Below are 15608 nucleotides of genomic sequence, written 5' to 3'. Positions count from 1 at the left end.
ATACCACATAAGTCAGCGATTACTTACTATCGAAGGCCGTATAATCAATGCCGAATGTCCGCCGGGGCGTGTTTCCGGTGTAGGGTTCGACGGCATGCTCCATATACCCTGGGAAGATCAGGACGTTACCCTCGACCGGCTTGATCCTCAGCCCCCTCCGAAAGTGTTGCTGTATCAGGCCCGAGCCGCAGTTCAGGTGCGGGTTTACCGGATTGGTCATGACCGTATGCCCGTCCTCCCCTTCCGTGTCATCCAGATAGAAGACCACCGAGAAATCCGAGTCGTGGGTGTGCAGCTCTTTCCCGACCTTGCCGATGTTCAGCCAGCAGCCGACCCGACGAATCTCGATGTCCATACGTTCCATCTCGGGGAATGCCTTCGTCACATACTGGTAGAGGGCAAAATCAGCCAGATCAGACAGTCGCTTTAGCTCTGGGCTATCGCCAAAGACATCTTCGCGATGACCGTCTTTAGAAACGACCACCTCAGATACCCTTTTGCTATCTCCGTCACGCTCCTGTTGCTTCTGGGTGATGCGATCTATGAAGGCACGCTCGTCGGCAGTCAGAGGGCCGGTGTAGAACGTGCTGACTTCCCCTACGAATCCGAGTTCATGGTTCATGCGACATTCACCGCTGCAATGAGGTTGGGATTGGAAGGCGCACGGCTAGGACGGCTGTGCTCTCCCTCGAAGGCAATGACATCCGCGCCGGTCAGCATCCGCATGGCGCCTTCGAAGATGCCTTTGGCGTAGTGGTATTCGTTCTCGCAGGTATCCACCCAGTTATCGCCCTTGAGATACATGCATCCGCCGCCGCAGATTTGCAGGTAAGGGCATCCGGCGCAGTCAGGGCGTTCACGCCAGTGCCAGGAGGTGTCCAGCTTGACCTCATCCATCTGGAACACGCTGCCCAGCCCATGTTCGCCGGTCGCACCGACGTTCTGGCAGGTCATGACATTGCCCTTCAGATCGACCGCAATCTTGTCCTCGCGCTCCATCCCGCACTTCTGTCCTGTTGCTGTGTCGGGACGACGATCAGCGATTCCTTGGATGAACTGATAGACACGCTGCTCAAGCCCCTGTGAGCGCCCCTGAGCGCTTTTAAGATTGTCCCTGATAGATGAGACGAGTTTCGCGTAATCGTCGCGAGAGAAGCGCTGTGTGTGCCCCAGACCGTTCTCTTCGTAGTGATTCACGACACCCTCGAAGTTGATCGGGGGATTGGGGTGCAGATGCTCCTTGAACCAGTTCACGATCTCGTTCACATCGGCATTGGCGGTGGTGATCACCGAGTTGATCGAGAAGGAGAACTGCCGCTCTTCGATGAAGCGCTTCACGATCTCGACCACCTGCGGGTCTTCCAGCGGATCAGGCCCGCGCAGAGACTGACCAGGGCCATCGTGTGACATGGCGATGTTGATGTCGTATTCGGTGATGAAGTCGAACTTCTCTGTGTTCAACAGGGAGCCGTTGGTGATCATCGTGAAGGTGGCTTCAGGAAAGCGGCGACGCAGCTCCGGCACCAGCACCTTGAGCTTCTTCCAGTAGACCAGCGGCTCGCCGCCCCAGAACTCGATGCGCTTGGGGGATGAGGTCAGCCAGGAATCGAGGCCATCCAGAAACTCATGCACGTCATCGAGGCCCGTGTGAATCTCGGTGCCGACATGGATTGCCTGGTTGCAGTAGGAACAGCTGTAGTTGCACTTGAGGCCCAGCTGAATCTTGAGGTTGGTCACGTCACCTGTCTTGCCCGGCGGATTCTCGGGGCTGAAGGTCTTGCTCTCGCGCCAATTGCCCAGGCCATCGTTGTAGACCGGCAGTGCATCTTGGCCGTCCGGTGTCGTCAGGGCGTTGGTGCGCTGGTCGTAGAGCAACTGGAAGGTTTCGCCGCTTTCACGTCGCAGGGTGATGGTGAACATAGTCATTCCTTACTTACTGATTTGGCCCTGAAAAGACAGGATGTCGGAGGTTGTGACCTTGCAGTGCTTCTTGGGGGTGTCCACATCGACCATGATCGGGATGCACATTCGCCCCTCGCCCTCGAAGAAGGTGCTGTCGTGAGGAATGTGACCCTCGAAGACCGTCATTGACCCGACGCGAGGCTCGACCTGGAACCAGCCGCCCGTGTAGTAGCTCGGGTTGTTGCACGGCCAGAAGCGCTTGCCCACGTTGGCCGGATCGTAGAAGCGCACGCCACCCCGACGCAGAGCGTTCTCGCTTTCGCCATCCAGATCGACACGCGGGTAGTAGGTGACAACGATGTCGGCCTTGAGGTGGGTGTGCGTGCTGACCCCGATGTTCTCGCCATGACTGCGACGCTGCCACAGCGCATCCCCCATCATCCGAATCTCACCCTCATGCTGATAGCCATAGGCCAGCATCAGGTATTCGCGAACCGCCGAATCCACCATCCGAGTCAGCATGGCGACTTCCGGTGCCCGGCAATCGGTCAGGAAGTTGTGGCGCAGATGCCCCAGGTGATTCGAGGTGTCGCCAATGTTGCGCTCGCCCGCCTCTTCCGTGATCCGGTTCTTCAAGGCGTCCTCGATGGCAAGCTCCGTCAGGCGCTCATTGAACCCCTCCGGCATGTCCCAGTGTTTGTGCATCACAAAGGACGGGAAGATCGTGGTCAGTTCGGTGTGGGTTGGGATTTCCATTCAAACCTCTACGGTAATGGCGTCGATGCCGCGCTCGTTCGCATCCAACCAGCTCAGAATCCGGTGCTTCTCCTTCGACAGCCGGCAATCAACGTCGTGGGTGTTGCTGAGGTGGCAGTTGCCCCGACACCACGTCTTGATCGGACAGGTCTGGCAGTCCCTGGTGTCCACGAATCGACGGATGCGACTCATGACCATGATGTCCTTCGGGCCTTCTTCCAGCGTGCCGACCTTCATGGAGTCATTGACGGTGTGGTGGCAGCCGTAGAGGTTGCCGTCCAGGTCGATGTCGATCTGATGCTTGCCGAAGCACATCGGCACTGCCTCTTCCCCAGGCTTCAGCTTCTCGCGCCAATCCTGCAGGTGAGCTTCCCACATGCCGTGTGCGTGCTTGTCACCCTCGATGCGCATGCGGGCCAACTCCCACAGCTCGGCAACGTGCTCTTCTACATCCTCGTGGTCGATCCACCACTTCTCGGCTGCACCGTCTGTCGAGCGAATCCAGTGCATGTAGGGGAAGAAGGGTCGCTGATACTTGGCCTCCAGATCGCGCACTTTCTCCAGCCAGTCCATCGGTGACAGACAGTTCTTGCGGAACAGGTAGGAGAGGCTTGAGTTATTGAGCTTGGCGACCTGGCCCCAGTTAGGCTCACCGAAGTCTTCATGCATCGAGACGATGACGTAGGCGCCCCACTCGTTGAGCTTCTGGATGTGGTGATCCTTGAAGAGCGAGCCGTTGGTGGCGAACTTCACCATGTCGAACTCGAAGCCCTCAGCCAACAGTCGCTCATGAATCTGCTCGATGGCCTGCCAGTAGACGACCGGCTCACCGCCCCAATAGGCGATCTCGCGAATGTCGTTTGCCTTCATCCAGGGAATGACCTTCTCGAAGAAGGTATCCAGGCGGGGAGCCCTTGGCGGCCCCCGCTGGTCCTCTGGCTCCTGAAGGCAATACCCGCAATTGAAGTTGCAGGCATAACCCAAGAAGACGTTAAGCACTGATGACCTCCACGACCGCTGATCCGAGCTTGGTCACATAGCCTGCGCCGACCTTGAACTTCACTGTTTCACCGGCCGTCAGCCCCAGCGCCATGAACTCGAAGGACACGGTGCCTTCCTGCGTTCGCTTCAGACGGCGCGGCACATATCCAGCACGGGTATCGGCAACGACATCAATCGGCTCCAGCAGTAGCTCGCCGCCCTCCTTGTCGTAATCGAAGGAGGCAGGCCATACCGCCGAGAATGTCAGCGTGACAGTGCCGTTCTCTGGCACCTGATACGTCTCTTGCTCGGGCACCAGCTTGTAAATGCTATCTACCAGCTTGGTGCCGGGGATGCCCTCACCCGCGTCGTTCACCAGATTGCTGATCGGCTGGTGAATCCCGTGACTGATCCCGATGTGGCATGCGTCCTCGAAGCTGCTCGGGGCATACGGGAAGAACACATTGACCAGGGTGCGGGTCTGATCACGGTGACTGCGGAATCGGGCCGAGTAGGCAATCTTGTTCGAGCGCGTGTGCTCAAGGCGGTTGTTGAAGCCGATAGGGGCTGACTTAGAGTCCCCGAGGATGTCGAACAGGGAGCAGTCAACCAGCTCGTCCTCACCCCACAGCTCGGATGCGAGGTTGATGGCGATAGCTCCCATGAAGATGAAGCGCTTGTCGCCGCGCCCGTAGTCATCCGCCGGCAGCCCCTCGATCAACTGAAGGCCCAGATCGCTCGGGCCGAATACTTGATCGGGTCGGTCGGTTCGCAGGTCACGAATCTGCGGCTCCATGACATCCCATGTCGCCACATCGCGGATTTCGTTGGAGAGCAGTGAGGCGTGAGACTCCTCCTGATACTCATCGAAGACCGCATAGACCGCATTGGTGCCGGTGATCTGGAGATAATGCTGAAGCGTGTCGCGCTCGGGATTCTGCTGTTGAAGAAACTTGGCGTTGATCATGGCTTAATCCCGGCACTGGCAGTTGCAGTTGCAATTGCAGTTGCAGTTCTGAAGGTAGCGATCCGTCCTGAGACGCACTGCATCCCCCACCCGCTCGATGTAGGTTTCGGTCTTCTTCACGGTGTCACCGGAACCGTGCGTGTAGGTGTAGCTCGGGGCCGAAGAGGTGACGACGTTCGGGTTCTTGATGCGATCCCAGTCAATGTCGCCGTTGTTGTCGATCACAGTCAGCGAGCCAACTTTGAAGCTCATGCGGCAGTCTCCATCTTGTCGATACGATCAGTCAGGTCTTTGATGGCCTCGACCAGAAGCGCCGTGACGTTGCCGTAGGCAACAGACAGCTTTTCATCCTCATCGGCATGCACCAGGCACGGCAGCACCTCTCGCATTTCCTGAGCGATGAAGCCGATGCTGTCCTTTCCGGTCTTCTTGTGTCGGTAGCTCACGCCGCGCAGCTGTCTGACCTTCTCCAGTGCGCCTTCCAGCGTCTCGATGTCGGTCTTGATGCGGGCGTCAGAAGCGGACGTGATGTCTCCGGTGACGGTCAGAGTGCTGTTGACCTTGAGGTTGCCGGTGACGGTGAGCGTGCCATTGAAGGTGTCATTGGCATTCGAGCGCAGGTAGCTACTGGCACTCAGGTTGTTGAGCTTGGTGGCGTTATCAGCGGTAGAAGCACTGGAAGCGCGCTCTACCAGCACACCTGAATGCTCGGTGTTGCCGTTGTAACCGTGCAGACGCCAGTAGGTGCCGGTGTAGTTGATCTGGACGTTGTAGCCGTTGTCGCTGTCGCTGCGATAGAGGCGGTCAACACCTGGGCGGTTGTTGCTGACTCGCGGTGCATAATCCGAGTCGTGATTGTGCGTGGTGCGGGAATAGCGTGCGTCAGCATCCTGACGCGACAAGGCCGTCTCGGTGGCGTCGGCGATCATTTGCCAGTTGCCGTTGGTGCGCTTGATGTAGAGGCGATCCTGGTCTGTCCGATAGCACGCCGTGCCAACCTCTCCATAGGAGGGGAAGCTGACGCCGGAGTTGTTCGAGATGCCCGATTGGTCGTTATCGAGAAGCAGCTGTCGGCTGTCCTCGATGTTCGTGTTCTCGCTGATGTCGGTAAAGCGCTGCATATCAGTAGCCCGTAGAAGTCCAAGAGATTGTGCCGGCAACCTTCTCGTTGGCGGCGTTGAGCAGGCTGAACACGAATCCTGTCTCGGTGATCGACTCAACCTTCACGATGGAATATTCGCTGATCGAGATGATTGAATGGCCGATCTCAGGCGGGACGGTGTATCGCTTCGAGAAGTTGACCTGCTTGAATTGACCGGCAGCTACAGTCGCCTGGCCCCGATCCACGACATCCGGCATGTCTACGGTGTAAACCAGGCCCGACAGGATCGGCGTGCCCGATTTCGCTCTCACAGAGTGCTTAAAGATGGCCTTCTGGAAGTCGTAGTAGCCGGGGATGAAAGGCCGAAACCCGTCATACCCCGGCGGTGCGCTTGACTCGAACAGGTTCTGAATCGAGTTCGAGCTGGGCATTGAGCCGGATGTCATGATCTTCAGATCAGAAAAAATGCCCTTGAGATTCATGACATCCTCATAAGTAAGTGTTTACTTAGTATATCAGGCCAATTTGATAGCGCTCAAGGTGCCGATATCCACCGTCGCCTCAAGCTCAGCCGTGTCCTGCGTCTCCAGACAGCCCACAAACACCTTCACTTTGCCGCCGATATTGGCTGCGAAGATGAAGTAGTTGTAGAGGTGCTTGAGCGTCAGCTGGGTTGTGATCGTCTTGCCCGATGCTCCCGAAAATCTCAGGCGGCCACCCCAGATGGAAATCGTGATCTCGCCATTGGAGCCAATGAGTCGGCCGATCTGGTTGCCGGCACCCCTGTAGGACATCCACCAGGTCGCGGTATCTCCGTTGCCATCGAAGTTCGCCTGAAGCTCCGACGTGGTGTTGTTCACGTAGATGCCGTAGCCGAATCGCCCGCCTGTATTCGTCCCTGAGTTCTTTTCATGCAGCGAGCCGCTTCCGTAGTCAGGAGCCGAGTTCTTGGTGTCGAGCGTCCAGGCCGCCACGTCGTTCGCCTCCGGCCCGATGTAGGTGGTGATTTCCTTGCTCAGTGACAGGTCATCGCCCTCTTCAGTCGGGAACCAGGGCGTCTTGGCGCTGGTCGATCTCCAAGTGAAGGTCATGTCGGCCCAAGTGCGCTTGTCGGCTGACTTGAGTGCGACGATCTCCTTGGTGACAACCATCGCGTTATATCGCTTTGGCAAGAGCAGCTTCTGGGTGTATTCGCTATATTCGCCGCCATCCGACTCCAGACGACCCGACACGCGATCCATGCCCACTGTGTCACCACCGTAGCCCGCTGCTGTTGCGTCCACCTCGTAGATGGCGTTGTAGCTCTGGCTGCGGGTGACGATCTGGCTTACGCGAGCCGCTGACGTGGACTCGACGCCTGCTGAGTCGTATGCCTTGATCAAATACGACTGCGACTCAGACGCCCCAGCAGGCACCGTGAGCGACGTTCCCGAGACGTGAGCGACGTGCTTCGAGTTCGCCCAGCTGCTCCCCTGACGAATCTCATAGCCCGTCACGTCGATCTCTGGGTTGATGCGCCACTGAAGGATGACCTGATCGCCGTTCTGAACAGACGTGAAGCCTGTCACGATGGACGGTGCCGGCAGTGACAGCACAGCGGTCGTCGGCTCTTCCGACTGCACCCGCAGCATGTCGATGGCCTTGATGTGATAGGTGTAGAACCCGCCCTTCTTCTTCGTGGTGAAGAAGCGGTTCCCTGCGTAGTCCTCGATCAGCGGAGTGCCTGTCTCCCAGGTGCCGCCCTCGCGAATCTCGTAGCCGGTCACGTCGATCTCTGGAGATGCCTTCCAGGTGAACTCGACACCGCCCAGCCCCTTCTCGACAGTGAAATCTTCGACAGCAGCAGGTGGTGCAGATGCGCCCTCTACGGTATGCAGCCAGGTCGGCGCATTGGCGTAGTTGGCTGAGCGGCCGCCGCCATCGAAAGCTACCACCTTGAAGCGGATCGACTCACCGATGGTCGCCTGAGTTGAATAGCGCGTGGAGCCTGCACTGGCTGTTCCGATCTGACGCATCTCGCCGGAGTTACGAGAGGCATAGACCTTCGCCCCCGCATAGTTGCCATCTTCCGGCTGCGTCCACATCACGATCACATCAGTAATCAGGGTGCCGGACTGGAGCGTCAGTTCTTCCGTCACCGTGAGGTCGCGAACCTGCCCCACTGCCGTGACCGGACGGGTATAGATCGGCGTCTCGGTGACGTTCTCGGGATCGAAGACCGTTTCGTTGTATTCGATGAAGCCGACTGTGCGCTTGTGCTCGGCATCGCCGGAGATGCTGGTGATGGACACCGGCTTGGCGACGGCATTCGTGGTGCCGACCATGTAGTTCGAGAAGTCTTCGGGAACGACAGACAGCGGCCCCGACAGCTTCACGGTGTTGGTTGAGCTGACATAGGACGAGATCGTGCGGGACTCGATGACATCGGTATCCCACAACTCAACACTGTCATTCACCTTCAGGCCCGAACTGTCCTCAAGCGTGACCTCCAGATAGCCGCCATTGGACGAGATGTTGCGGATCAGCAGGTCGAGCGAGCCCTTTTTCACGCGCTTGGCCTTCAGAGAGGTCGAGACGCCCGTGATGTAGATCGTGTTGGTGTTTGAGGTGTGGATGCTGATCGTGCCGGTCGCACGCTTGATCGCCGGATGAATGATGAGAAGCGAGCTGCTTTTCGGGGTCGCGCCGATGGTCAGCGGACGATCCACGACGATGTTGGTCTTGGTGGAGCCAGGCTTGGTGCGACCGGACTCGCCCCACTCCGGCATGTCGTGCTGAAGCAGCACCACGTCACCCACGCCACACGCCAGGGACTCGACGGACGCCTCGAAGGAGCCGGACATGACCAGTGCCTCGTTGAGCGCCTTCTGGAAGTGAGCCTCCTTGAGCGCCTGGGCCTGATTGTCGATGCCGATCATGCGGGTGGTGGAGATGCGCTGCACTTCACCCCGCGCCAGGGCGTCTTCATTGACGACACGCACGGTGTTCTGGCGGTTGCCGTCCTCGCGGTCGTAATACTCGACCTCGAACTCGTTGGAGCGCTCTTCCAGGGACTGCCAGCTGAGGCTCAGCGTGCCTTCGAGGATGTTGCCGGTGCCGAACATCATCACCGGGTCACTCTTGCGATACAGCGACAGGCTGATGACGTTGCCGATGGTGGTAAATCGGGCATGGCCGACACGCAAGACCATCTGTGCGGCATCCCAGACGTTCGAGAAGGTGTCGAGCGTGGCATTGAAGGTCAGGTCATTCTCTTCACAGAACTCTGCCCACTCGACGAACATCGGCATGTCCACGCGAGAGATGTCCATTGCCGCGCCGTAGACAGGGTTGGTGATCATGTCGAGCGTGATCCACGCCGGATTGGCCGACCAGCGCTTGCGAAGCCACTTGCCGCTGCGGTCATACTCATTGAGCTTAATGCCGCGCACCAGGGCGGTCATCTGAGGCAGGCCGTTGAGCTGATCGGTCAGGCGAACCTTGATGCCATAGAAGGCCGTGTGGTTGTAGCGAACGCGCTCATTGATGATCTCGGCGACATCAGACAACACCACCTGATCATAGGCATAGTCAGACTCGGCCTCATCATTGGTGCGGCGGATGCGGATGTCGTAGCGAGCCTCGGGCAAGATGCCGGTCATGAATGAGCGACGAAGCGGCTGGCTCGTCTTGGCTGTGATCGTCGGGGACACTTCGTAGTAGGCCGACGCGGTGATGTCAGGATCAGCGCCCTGCCACTCCAGCTTGTATTCATACTCATTGGAGTAGGCATCTGAGGGCATCGCCACATAGAACACGCCATCGAGGAATCCGCGGCCCGTGTGCATCAGGATGGTCTTGGTCTGAGTGTCCTGCTTTGACCAGGCGCTCGTGCCCTTGCGACGGATGAAGATTGACCCCGAGACGGTGACGTTCGTGTCTCCGGTAAAGCTCTGGCTGTATTCGACACGCAGTCGGCCAGACTTCTTCGGAATCGTGGTGTTGGTCAGCTGGCGATACTGCTGGGCCTCCACCGTCGTCCAGCTGGAGGTGCCAGTCTTGCGATACTGCATCTGAAGGCTGACAGATCGGTTTTTCCGCTCGCCATCCTTGTCGTCGATATTGGACAGCCCCTGCGGGAACACTACGTCCATGCGCAGGCCATCGACCTCACCGACAGTGGTGTGGACTGTCCAGTCGGTCGTCAGGGTGTTGCTCTTGTTGACCATCGAGACGCTATCGGCAAACCAGCCCACCACGGACTGATCCGTCTCGCCCAGGCGAACCACCGTCTCGACATCCTCATAGTTCGAGATGGGCTGCTCTTCGATCTGGAAGTCCGTGATGCTCTCGATCTCGCCCTCTGACACCACTGCTTGCGCATAGACGATCTGGGTGTCATCGACGTTCTCGGTCTTGACGTTGACGAAGTTGCCGGCCACTCGGAACTCGCCGTAGACCAGCGGAATCACCGTGTCTTCCGTCTGCGTGTTCTTGGCCCCGTCGATACCGTAAGTCGGCGTCTCGGACTGATCAGAAGGCGAGTTGGTAGAGGGTGTGGCCGGTGGCAACAGCGAGTTCACCAGGACGCCACCAACAGCGGTGATACCGGCAGCCAGGGCAGCGCCACCGACACCCATCGCACCCACTGTCGTGCCCATCATGGCGGCACCTGCATACGGCGCAACGATGGTGATCGCGATCATCGCCACCATGCGCAGAATGCCCTTGCTGTCGCCGCCACCATGAGGAATCGGGACAACCGTGATGTAGTCGTCTGCCGAGGGCGTCACGCTGGCCCAGTCCTCGGCAGCATACGGCTCGGCGTTGACTGACACTGACCACTGTTCAGGGTCAGGCAGCCCTTGCATGTAGTCCGCGAGCGTCTTGCCTTCGGCATAGGCCAGCTTGGCCTCCTGCCTGTCTCGCATATCGAGTGCGTTATAGATCACAACCAGATTGACGAACTTGTCGTCCACCTGCTCGGCTTCAATCAGTTTTGTGCTCATAGATGCCCACCAGACGGGTTTTCCACATTGATAACCGCTCTACCGCAACACCGCCGGCCTGCTCCCAGGCATGAATGAACCTGTCGGGGCCGATGATGATGCCAACGTGGGCCAGAAGCCCCTTCACGCGGAAGTAGACGATTGCCCCTTCCTTGATCCCGTAAGTGATCGGCGGGCCGCTCCTTGGAGTGCCCTCGATTGTTCCCCACGTTCCTTCTGATGCAGGAACGGGGCGCCAGCGCACCCCGTTTTCCGTCTCATCGACCAACAAGTCCTGCATCTTCATGAAGCCGCGGGGTGTCAGAATCTCAGGCAATTCCTTCCCCATCCGACGCCCGACCTCCATGCAGAGGCCGTAGCAATCGTAGGTTCCGTTCTCACCGCGTCCGTTGTATTCAAAGCGTGCGTTCAGAAGATCAGCGTAAGTAACCATTTACTTATCATATCACTGGGAGTTGATCCCAGGGAATGCTCCGAAGTTGGCCTGGTTATTGTGGACGGCACAGCCGTTGGCACCCTGTAGCGAGTAGTCACACGAAGGCAGTGAGCCGGAATACCGACACTGATCGCCCTTGTAGCGCCACTGACAACGATCCTTGCGCTGAGTCCGGCGCGGGATACGCATCGCCAGAGGGTTCTCCATGCCCAGCGTGAAGGACACGGTGTAGTCGCTGCTCTTGGCCGAGGCCGTGCGGACTGAGTAGCGTTCCTTGAACTCCGGCGGCTGACTCATGTTGCCCGTGTTGACGAAGAACAGCGTGACGCCGAACCCGACACCGCCACGATAAATCTGCATGTAGCGGGTGATGACCCCTGTGCGGTCGAAGAACGACAGCGAGACTTCGCCTGGCTGGTCGATCTCGGTCTTGTAGGTCAGGTTGAAGTCGGTGGTGGCATAGAGCTTCCCCTGATAGGTGATGTCGTGATTGCCATTCCGACAGATGCGCAGTGTCTCGACCAGATTGCCGGTCTTGTGGTCGATGACCTCGATCTCCAGCATCGGAATGAACGCCTCCAGGGAGGCGATCTTGTTCTTGTCGATGACGGTGGCGACGGAGTGATGACGGGCCATTTACACCTCCCTCAGTTTGATGCCAGACACGTTCCAGCGACGGGAAACCCCGGTGCCGGAGTATGAGAACTTCAGCGGCTCCATGAACTGCACAAGGATCAGCTCAAGGCTCTGCGGGTTGCGCCAGTAGAACGGCGTGATGATCCCGCCCACCTCTTCCTCGAAATCCTGTAGCTCCAGCTTCTCGGACTCCCTCAGATTGGTGAAGGCGGTTTCAAAGGTGCGACGCCGCGGCTGTTTGAAGCGGGCGCGGGTGATGGTGTATCCGCTCTCCGTCTTCTCGCTGATGGCATTGCTCTCGGAGGACTCGGAATACTTCGATGAGTCCTCCTTGGTCAGATTGGAGTTGCTGCCGAAGTTCGGCATCGTGGCGTAAGCGGTCATTTCATCGCTCCTTTCATACCGTCACGGAAGGTGCCTGGCCGGTTCACTGCCGTCAGCACGACATCGAGGACGAACTTCTCACCATCGAAGCTGCTGCCTGTCTGCTGGGCCTCTACCTGTTGGCCGGATTGGTTGATCAAGTTGAACTGGACGTTGGGTGCCGAGTTGCCGCCCTGCATGGTGACGGGGATGGTGCGGCCGTCTGGCAGCGGCACGTAGGCTTCGGGTCGTGCGCCCTCTCCAAACACGGATACCTGCGGTGAGCGTGCAATCCCGCCGTTGGCATACATGTTCAGCTTTGCAGGGCCGAGTTCTGTCATGACGTTGCCGTTGGCACTGCCGGTGGTTGGGCCGGTCATGATCTGTGAGCCGAATCCGCCGCCGTCTGCATAGCTCGTCGGGCCACCGAAATAGGCGCTCGCCATGCTGGCGCCGATATCCAGTAGACCGGCTGCCGGCTCCACGATGGCTTTCTGGAGGCTGATCTTCAGGATTTGCTCGATGATGCTGGAGGCCAGGTCAGCGAAGTTCAGCTTGCCCTCCTTGACGAACGACGCGAGGCTGTCGGTCGCCTGGCTCATGGCGTCATCCCAGACGTTCACCCAATCTGCCGAGAAGTCGCCCATGTCTTCGAGCATCTTGTCCCAGCTGGACAGAGAGTCGCGGCGGATCTTCTCGATGTTGGCCTCGTAGTTCTCAGCGACAGCGGCCTGCATCTGGGCGATCTGAGCTTCCGGCGCACCTGCCGCCTTCATCTCTTCGATCAGCTCCTTGTAAGCCTTGTGCTCGTTCTCCAGAGCCAGCGTGCTTGCCTTGGCCGCCAGGGCGCGTGACCGAGCGTTGTTGTCGATGCTGGAGGCGGTGTCATTGAGCAGTCGGGTGTAGGCCCGCTCGCCGTCATTGCGTGCCTTCTCCAGACGCTTCACGCGATCAATCTCGGCTGCGACGCTACGGGCAGACGCGGCGATGCGGTCGAAAGCGTTGATCTCTTCCGGCTTCAGGTTCGAGCGAATCTGGCTGATGCGCTCATTGAGCTTGGACAGCTCGGGGTTGGCGTTGGCAATCTTGGCACCGAGGTTGGCCTGCTTGATGCGCAGCGCGTCATACATCTTCTCGATAGAGGCAAGGGCTCGCTTGGAATCACGCTCATCGGTCGGCTTGATGATGTAGGCGTTGGCCTTCGAGTAGGCGTTCGCGAAGTCGTTGTGTGTCTGGTTGACGCGAGCCTCGCGATCCACAAGTGCGGCCAGTGAAGCGTCGATCTCAGCCAGGCGGTTACGGCTTTCGTCCGATTCGTCTTTGGCGAGGGACGCACGCTCGGCATTCAGCTCGGCACGCATCTCCGTGATCTTCGCCATCTTCTGCTCGTAGAAGCGAGTGTTCGCCTCCAGGGTCTTGCGAGTCACCTCATCGACCGCCGCATTGTCGCCGGCAGCAGCCTTCAGCTCCTCATCCATGCTCATGCGGAACTTCTTCATCTGGGCATTGATGGGCGTGAAGGCGACTTCGAGCTTGCGGTTCACGCTGGCCGTCGCACCCTCTACCGCTCGGGTATACAGCCCATCGCTCAGTGTCTCGATAGCCTTTTCTGTCTCGGCAAGCTCCTTCTTGACCTCATCAAGACGCTTCTTGTCTTCAAGCTCCTGCTGACGGCCAGTCACAATATCGCCGCGACCCACCACTCGACGCGGGTTCACAGGCGCATTCATGCGCTTCTCGATGGCATCAAGCTCTTTTTGCAGTGACACCCGCTCATCACGCAGCGTCTTGAGGTCATCGGTGTTGTTCATCATGCCCTGCGTCTTGATGATCGAGTCCCGCAGGTCGTCGATATCGGTGCGCAGAGAGAAGATGGCGTAGGCGGCGGTGCCGATCAGGGCAACGGCCATGCCGATTGGGCCTGCCAGGGATGCGAAGGCCAGACCCATGCGGCCGCTGGCTGCGGACAGAGCTGTCATGGCGGCAGTGTTGCCGGTGATCGCAGCACGCATCGCAGCGCTGACAGAGGTGAAGTTTGCCATTGCGGCAGTGGCAGCGACCTTGTGGCGGGTGTAGTTGGCCGTGGCCACGCCGAGCATGGTGGTAGAGCCAGCGATGCCATTCAGGCCAGCCATCATGGAGGCCAAGCCAGCCGAAATCCGAGAGCTGAGGAACCAGACAGCCATCACCTTGCCGATAGCCAGGAGTGCGTCGCGGTTCTGGTAGACGAGGACGGTGGCGTCACGGAAGGACTTCGCCATCGTCGCCATCGCGTCACTGATCTGGGTCGCAAAGACCTTGGCCTCGGAGCTGACGAACCACTGTGACAGCTCATCCGCCATTTCCTTGACGGTGCTGAAGTAGCTGCTGCCGTCATTCGTGTCGCCTGCGATCACGCCCAAGAACAGCTTCCAGCGGGTTTCCATCGACTGAAGGACACCCTGCCAGGTGCTCATCATTCGAGTGCCGGCACCGTCGTAGTAGAGCGCCATTTCCGCCATCATCTTCTCGATGGCTGTCTTGGACTCCACAGTGCCCGACTCAATCTTGCCGACGAGTTCGGCCATCGTCAGGTTCATGGAGCGCGCCATGATCTGCATGGCATCAGGAACCGCCTCTCCCAATTGCTGACGAAGCTCCTCCATCGAGATTACCCCTTTACCCATCATCTGTTGGATGGCAATAGAGGCACGCTTGAGGATTTCGGAGCTTCCGCCGAACTGGGAAACGGAGTCTGTCAGGGCACGCATGGTGCCGTCGGTGGGGTCGATACCGACCGTCTTGAGCTTGACGAAGGTATCGGTCAGCGCCTCCATTCTGAAGGGGGCGTTCTGCGCGAAATCGGTGATGAACTTGGACGCCGCCAGGGCATCAAGTTCGCGTGCGGCTGTCCCTGATTCCTCGGACATACCGCGCATCATGACCTGCAACTTCTCGATCTCGCCGGCCGCATCCATGATGACCTTCTGCCAGCCGAACGTGGCATTGAAGAGGGTCTGCATGGCCGCCTGGGCAGTGGCGAGGATAACGGTTAGGTCGCGTGTCTTGGCCGCGAAGCTGTCGATGGAGAAGGTGAGCTTGTCTACCTGACCTGATGCACCCCCTGCACCTCCCGCGCGGTTGCCGAAGTTCTTCACCAGCTTCTCGGCGTTCTTCAGACCAACCCTGAAGTCCTGGTCGTCTAGCGACAGGACAAAGGTGATATCACTACTCATCTTGCACTCCCATGAGAACCTTCAGGCGGTTCATAGCGCCCTGTTCCATAGCGGCCTTTTGAATCACAGGATTCCCGACCGCCGTGGACAGCTCGGTCATGTAGTCCTTGATCGCTTCTTGGTCGCCTGCTTGAGCAACGAGGGAGAGTCGGAGTTGGCGCTGATCTTCTTCGGCCTTGATACGGGAGATGTTTCTGTCGAGCATCCAGAACGTCGTCAGGGGCAGGGCATAGACGCTCTCGTGACTCATCGAGTAGAACCG

The 15608-nt window shown here is 58.7% G+C and carries 14 protein-coding genes; all 14 read right to left on the bottom strand.

Annotated elements, in window-relative coordinates:
• Positions 1-19: 19 nt before the first annotated feature.
• Genes R2R70_RS02395 through R2R70_RS02330 form a run of 14 tightly spaced genes read right to left on the bottom strand, consistent with a single transcriptional unit; the run spans position 20 to position 15596 of the window.
• On the bottom strand, positions 20-622 hold the full coding sequence (locus R2R70_RS02395) for a putative 2OG-Fe(II) oxygenase (RefSeq protein WP_410977149.1): 603 nt from the start codon (positions 620-622) through the stop codon (positions 20-22).
• Positions 619-1920, bottom strand: a complete 1302-nt coding sequence (locus R2R70_RS02390) for a radical SAM protein (protein WP_410977148.1) — start codon at positions 1918-1920, stop codon at positions 619-621. Before R2R70_RS02390 ends, R2R70_RS02395 begins: the two co-directional genes overlap by 4 nt.
• 9 nt (positions 1921-1929) lie before the next feature.
• The gene (locus R2R70_RS02385) at positions 1930-2658 is read right to left on the bottom strand and encodes a hypothetical protein (RefSeq protein WP_410977147.1); all 729 of its coding nucleotides are present in this window, start codon (positions 2656-2658) and stop codon (positions 1930-1932) included.
• Positions 2659-3657 (bottom strand): SPASM domain-containing protein, encoded by a 999-nt coding sequence (locus R2R70_RS02380; protein ID WP_410977146.1) that lies wholly within the window; start codon positions 3655-3657, stop codon positions 2659-2661.
• Positions 3650-4606, bottom strand: coding sequence for a hypothetical protein (locus tag R2R70_RS02375; RefSeq protein ID WP_410977145.1), 957 nt, complete (start codon positions 4604-4606; stop codon positions 3650-3652). Before R2R70_RS02375 ends, R2R70_RS02380 begins: the two co-directional genes overlap by 8 nt.
• Before the next feature lie 3 nt (positions 4607-4609).
• Positions 4610-4858 (bottom strand): hypothetical protein, encoded by a 249-nt coding sequence (locus tag R2R70_RS02370; protein WP_410977144.1) that lies wholly within the window; start codon positions 4856-4858, stop codon positions 4610-4612.
• On the bottom strand, positions 4855-5727 hold the full coding sequence (locus tag R2R70_RS02365; RefSeq protein WP_410977143.1) for a tail fiber domain-containing protein: 873 nt from the start codon (positions 5725-5727) through the stop codon (positions 4855-4857). The genes R2R70_RS02370 and R2R70_RS02365 overlap by 4 nt, the downstream gene beginning before the upstream one ends.
• 1 nt (position 5728) lies before the next feature.
• On the bottom strand, positions 5729-6190 hold the full coding sequence (locus R2R70_RS02360) for a hypothetical protein (RefSeq protein ID WP_410977142.1): 462 nt from the start codon (positions 6188-6190) through the stop codon (positions 5729-5731).
• 33 nt (positions 6191-6223) lie between these two features.
• Entirely contained in the window at positions 6224-10696 is a 4473-nt protein-coding gene (locus tag R2R70_RS02355; protein WP_410977141.1) for a phage tail protein, read from the bottom strand.
• Positions 10677-11129 carry an NlpC/P60 family protein gene (locus tag R2R70_RS02350; protein ID WP_410977140.1) on the bottom strand — a complete coding sequence of 151 codons (453 nt, stop codon included), beginning with the start codon at positions 11127-11129 and terminating at the stop codon, positions 10677-10679. The genes R2R70_RS02355 and R2R70_RS02350 overlap by 20 nt, the downstream gene beginning before the upstream one ends.
• A gap of 12 nt (positions 11130-11141) precedes the next feature.
• Positions 11142-11768 carry a hypothetical protein gene (locus tag R2R70_RS02345; RefSeq protein WP_410977139.1) on the bottom strand — a complete coding sequence of 209 codons (627 nt, stop codon included), beginning with the start codon at positions 11766-11768 and terminating at the stop codon, positions 11142-11144.
• A complete protein-coding gene (locus R2R70_RS02340) occupies positions 11769-12152 on the bottom strand; it encodes a hypothetical protein (RefSeq protein WP_410977138.1) in 384 nt (127 codons plus the stop codon).
• Complete coding sequence (locus R2R70_RS02335) at positions 12149-15346, bottom strand: tape measure protein (protein ID WP_410977137.1); 3198 nt, start codon at positions 15344-15346, stop codon at positions 12149-12151. Before R2R70_RS02335 ends, R2R70_RS02340 begins: the two co-directional genes overlap by 4 nt.
• Positions 15339-15596 (bottom strand): hypothetical protein, encoded by a 258-nt coding sequence (locus tag R2R70_RS02330; protein WP_410977136.1) that lies wholly within the window; start codon positions 15594-15596, stop codon positions 15339-15341. Before R2R70_RS02330 ends, R2R70_RS02335 begins: the two co-directional genes overlap by 8 nt.
• Positions 15597-15608: the final 12 nt, after the last annotated feature.

Origin of the sequence: Cobetia sp. SIMBA_158, assembly GCF_046566945.1 — a bacterium.
Taxonomy (GTDB): Bacteria; Pseudomonadota; Gammaproteobacteria; order Pseudomonadales; family Halomonadaceae; genus Cobetia; species Cobetia amphilecti.
This window is presented reverse-complemented; position numbering and strand designations above follow the sequence as displayed.

Coding starts and splice junctions, on each gene's coding strand:
- R2R70_RS02355 (WP_410977141.1), bottom strand. CDS start 10,696: ATGAGCACAAAACTGATTGAAGCCGAGCAGGTGGACGACAAGTTCGTC.
- R2R70_RS02340 (WP_410977138.1), bottom strand. CDS start 12,152: ATGACCGCTTACGCCACGATGCCGAACTTCGGCAGCAACTCCAATCTG.
- R2R70_RS02350 (WP_410977140.1), bottom strand. CDS start 11,129: ATGGTTACTTACGCTGATCTTCTGAACGCACGCTTTGAATACAACGGA.
- R2R70_RS02330 (WP_410977136.1), bottom strand. CDS start 15,596: ATGAGTCACGAGAGCGTCTATGCCCTGCCCCTGACGACGTTCTGGATG.
- R2R70_RS02345 (WP_410977139.1), bottom strand. CDS start 11,768: ATGGCCCGTCATCACTCCGTCGCCACCGTCATCGACAAGAACAAGATC.
- R2R70_RS02385 (WP_410977147.1), bottom strand. CDS start 2,658: ATGGAAATCCCAACCCACACCGAACTGACCACGATCTTCCCGTCCTTT.
- R2R70_RS02375 (WP_410977145.1), bottom strand. CDS start 4,606: ATGATCAACGCCAAGTTTCTTCAACAGCAGAATCCCGAGCGCGACACG.
- R2R70_RS02365 (WP_410977143.1), bottom strand. CDS start 5,727: ATGCAGCGCTTTACCGACATCAGCGAGAACACGAACATCGAGGACAGC.
- R2R70_RS02370 (WP_410977144.1), bottom strand. CDS start 4,858: ATGAGCTTCAAAGTTGGCTCGCTGACTGTGATCGACAACAACGGCGAC.
- R2R70_RS02335 (WP_410977137.1), bottom strand. CDS start 15,346: ATGAGTAGTGATATCACCTTTGTCCTGTCGCTAGACGACCAGGACTTC.
- R2R70_RS02395 (WP_410977149.1), bottom strand. CDS start 622: ATGAACCATGAACTCGGATTCGTAGGGGAAGTCAGCACGTTCTACACC.
- R2R70_RS02390 (WP_410977148.1), bottom strand. CDS start 1,920: ATGTTCACCATCACCCTGCGACGTGAAAGCGGCGAAACCTTCCAGTTG.
- R2R70_RS02360 (WP_410977142.1), bottom strand. CDS start 6,190: ATGAATCTCAAGGGCATTTTTTCTGATCTGAAGATCATGACATCCGGC.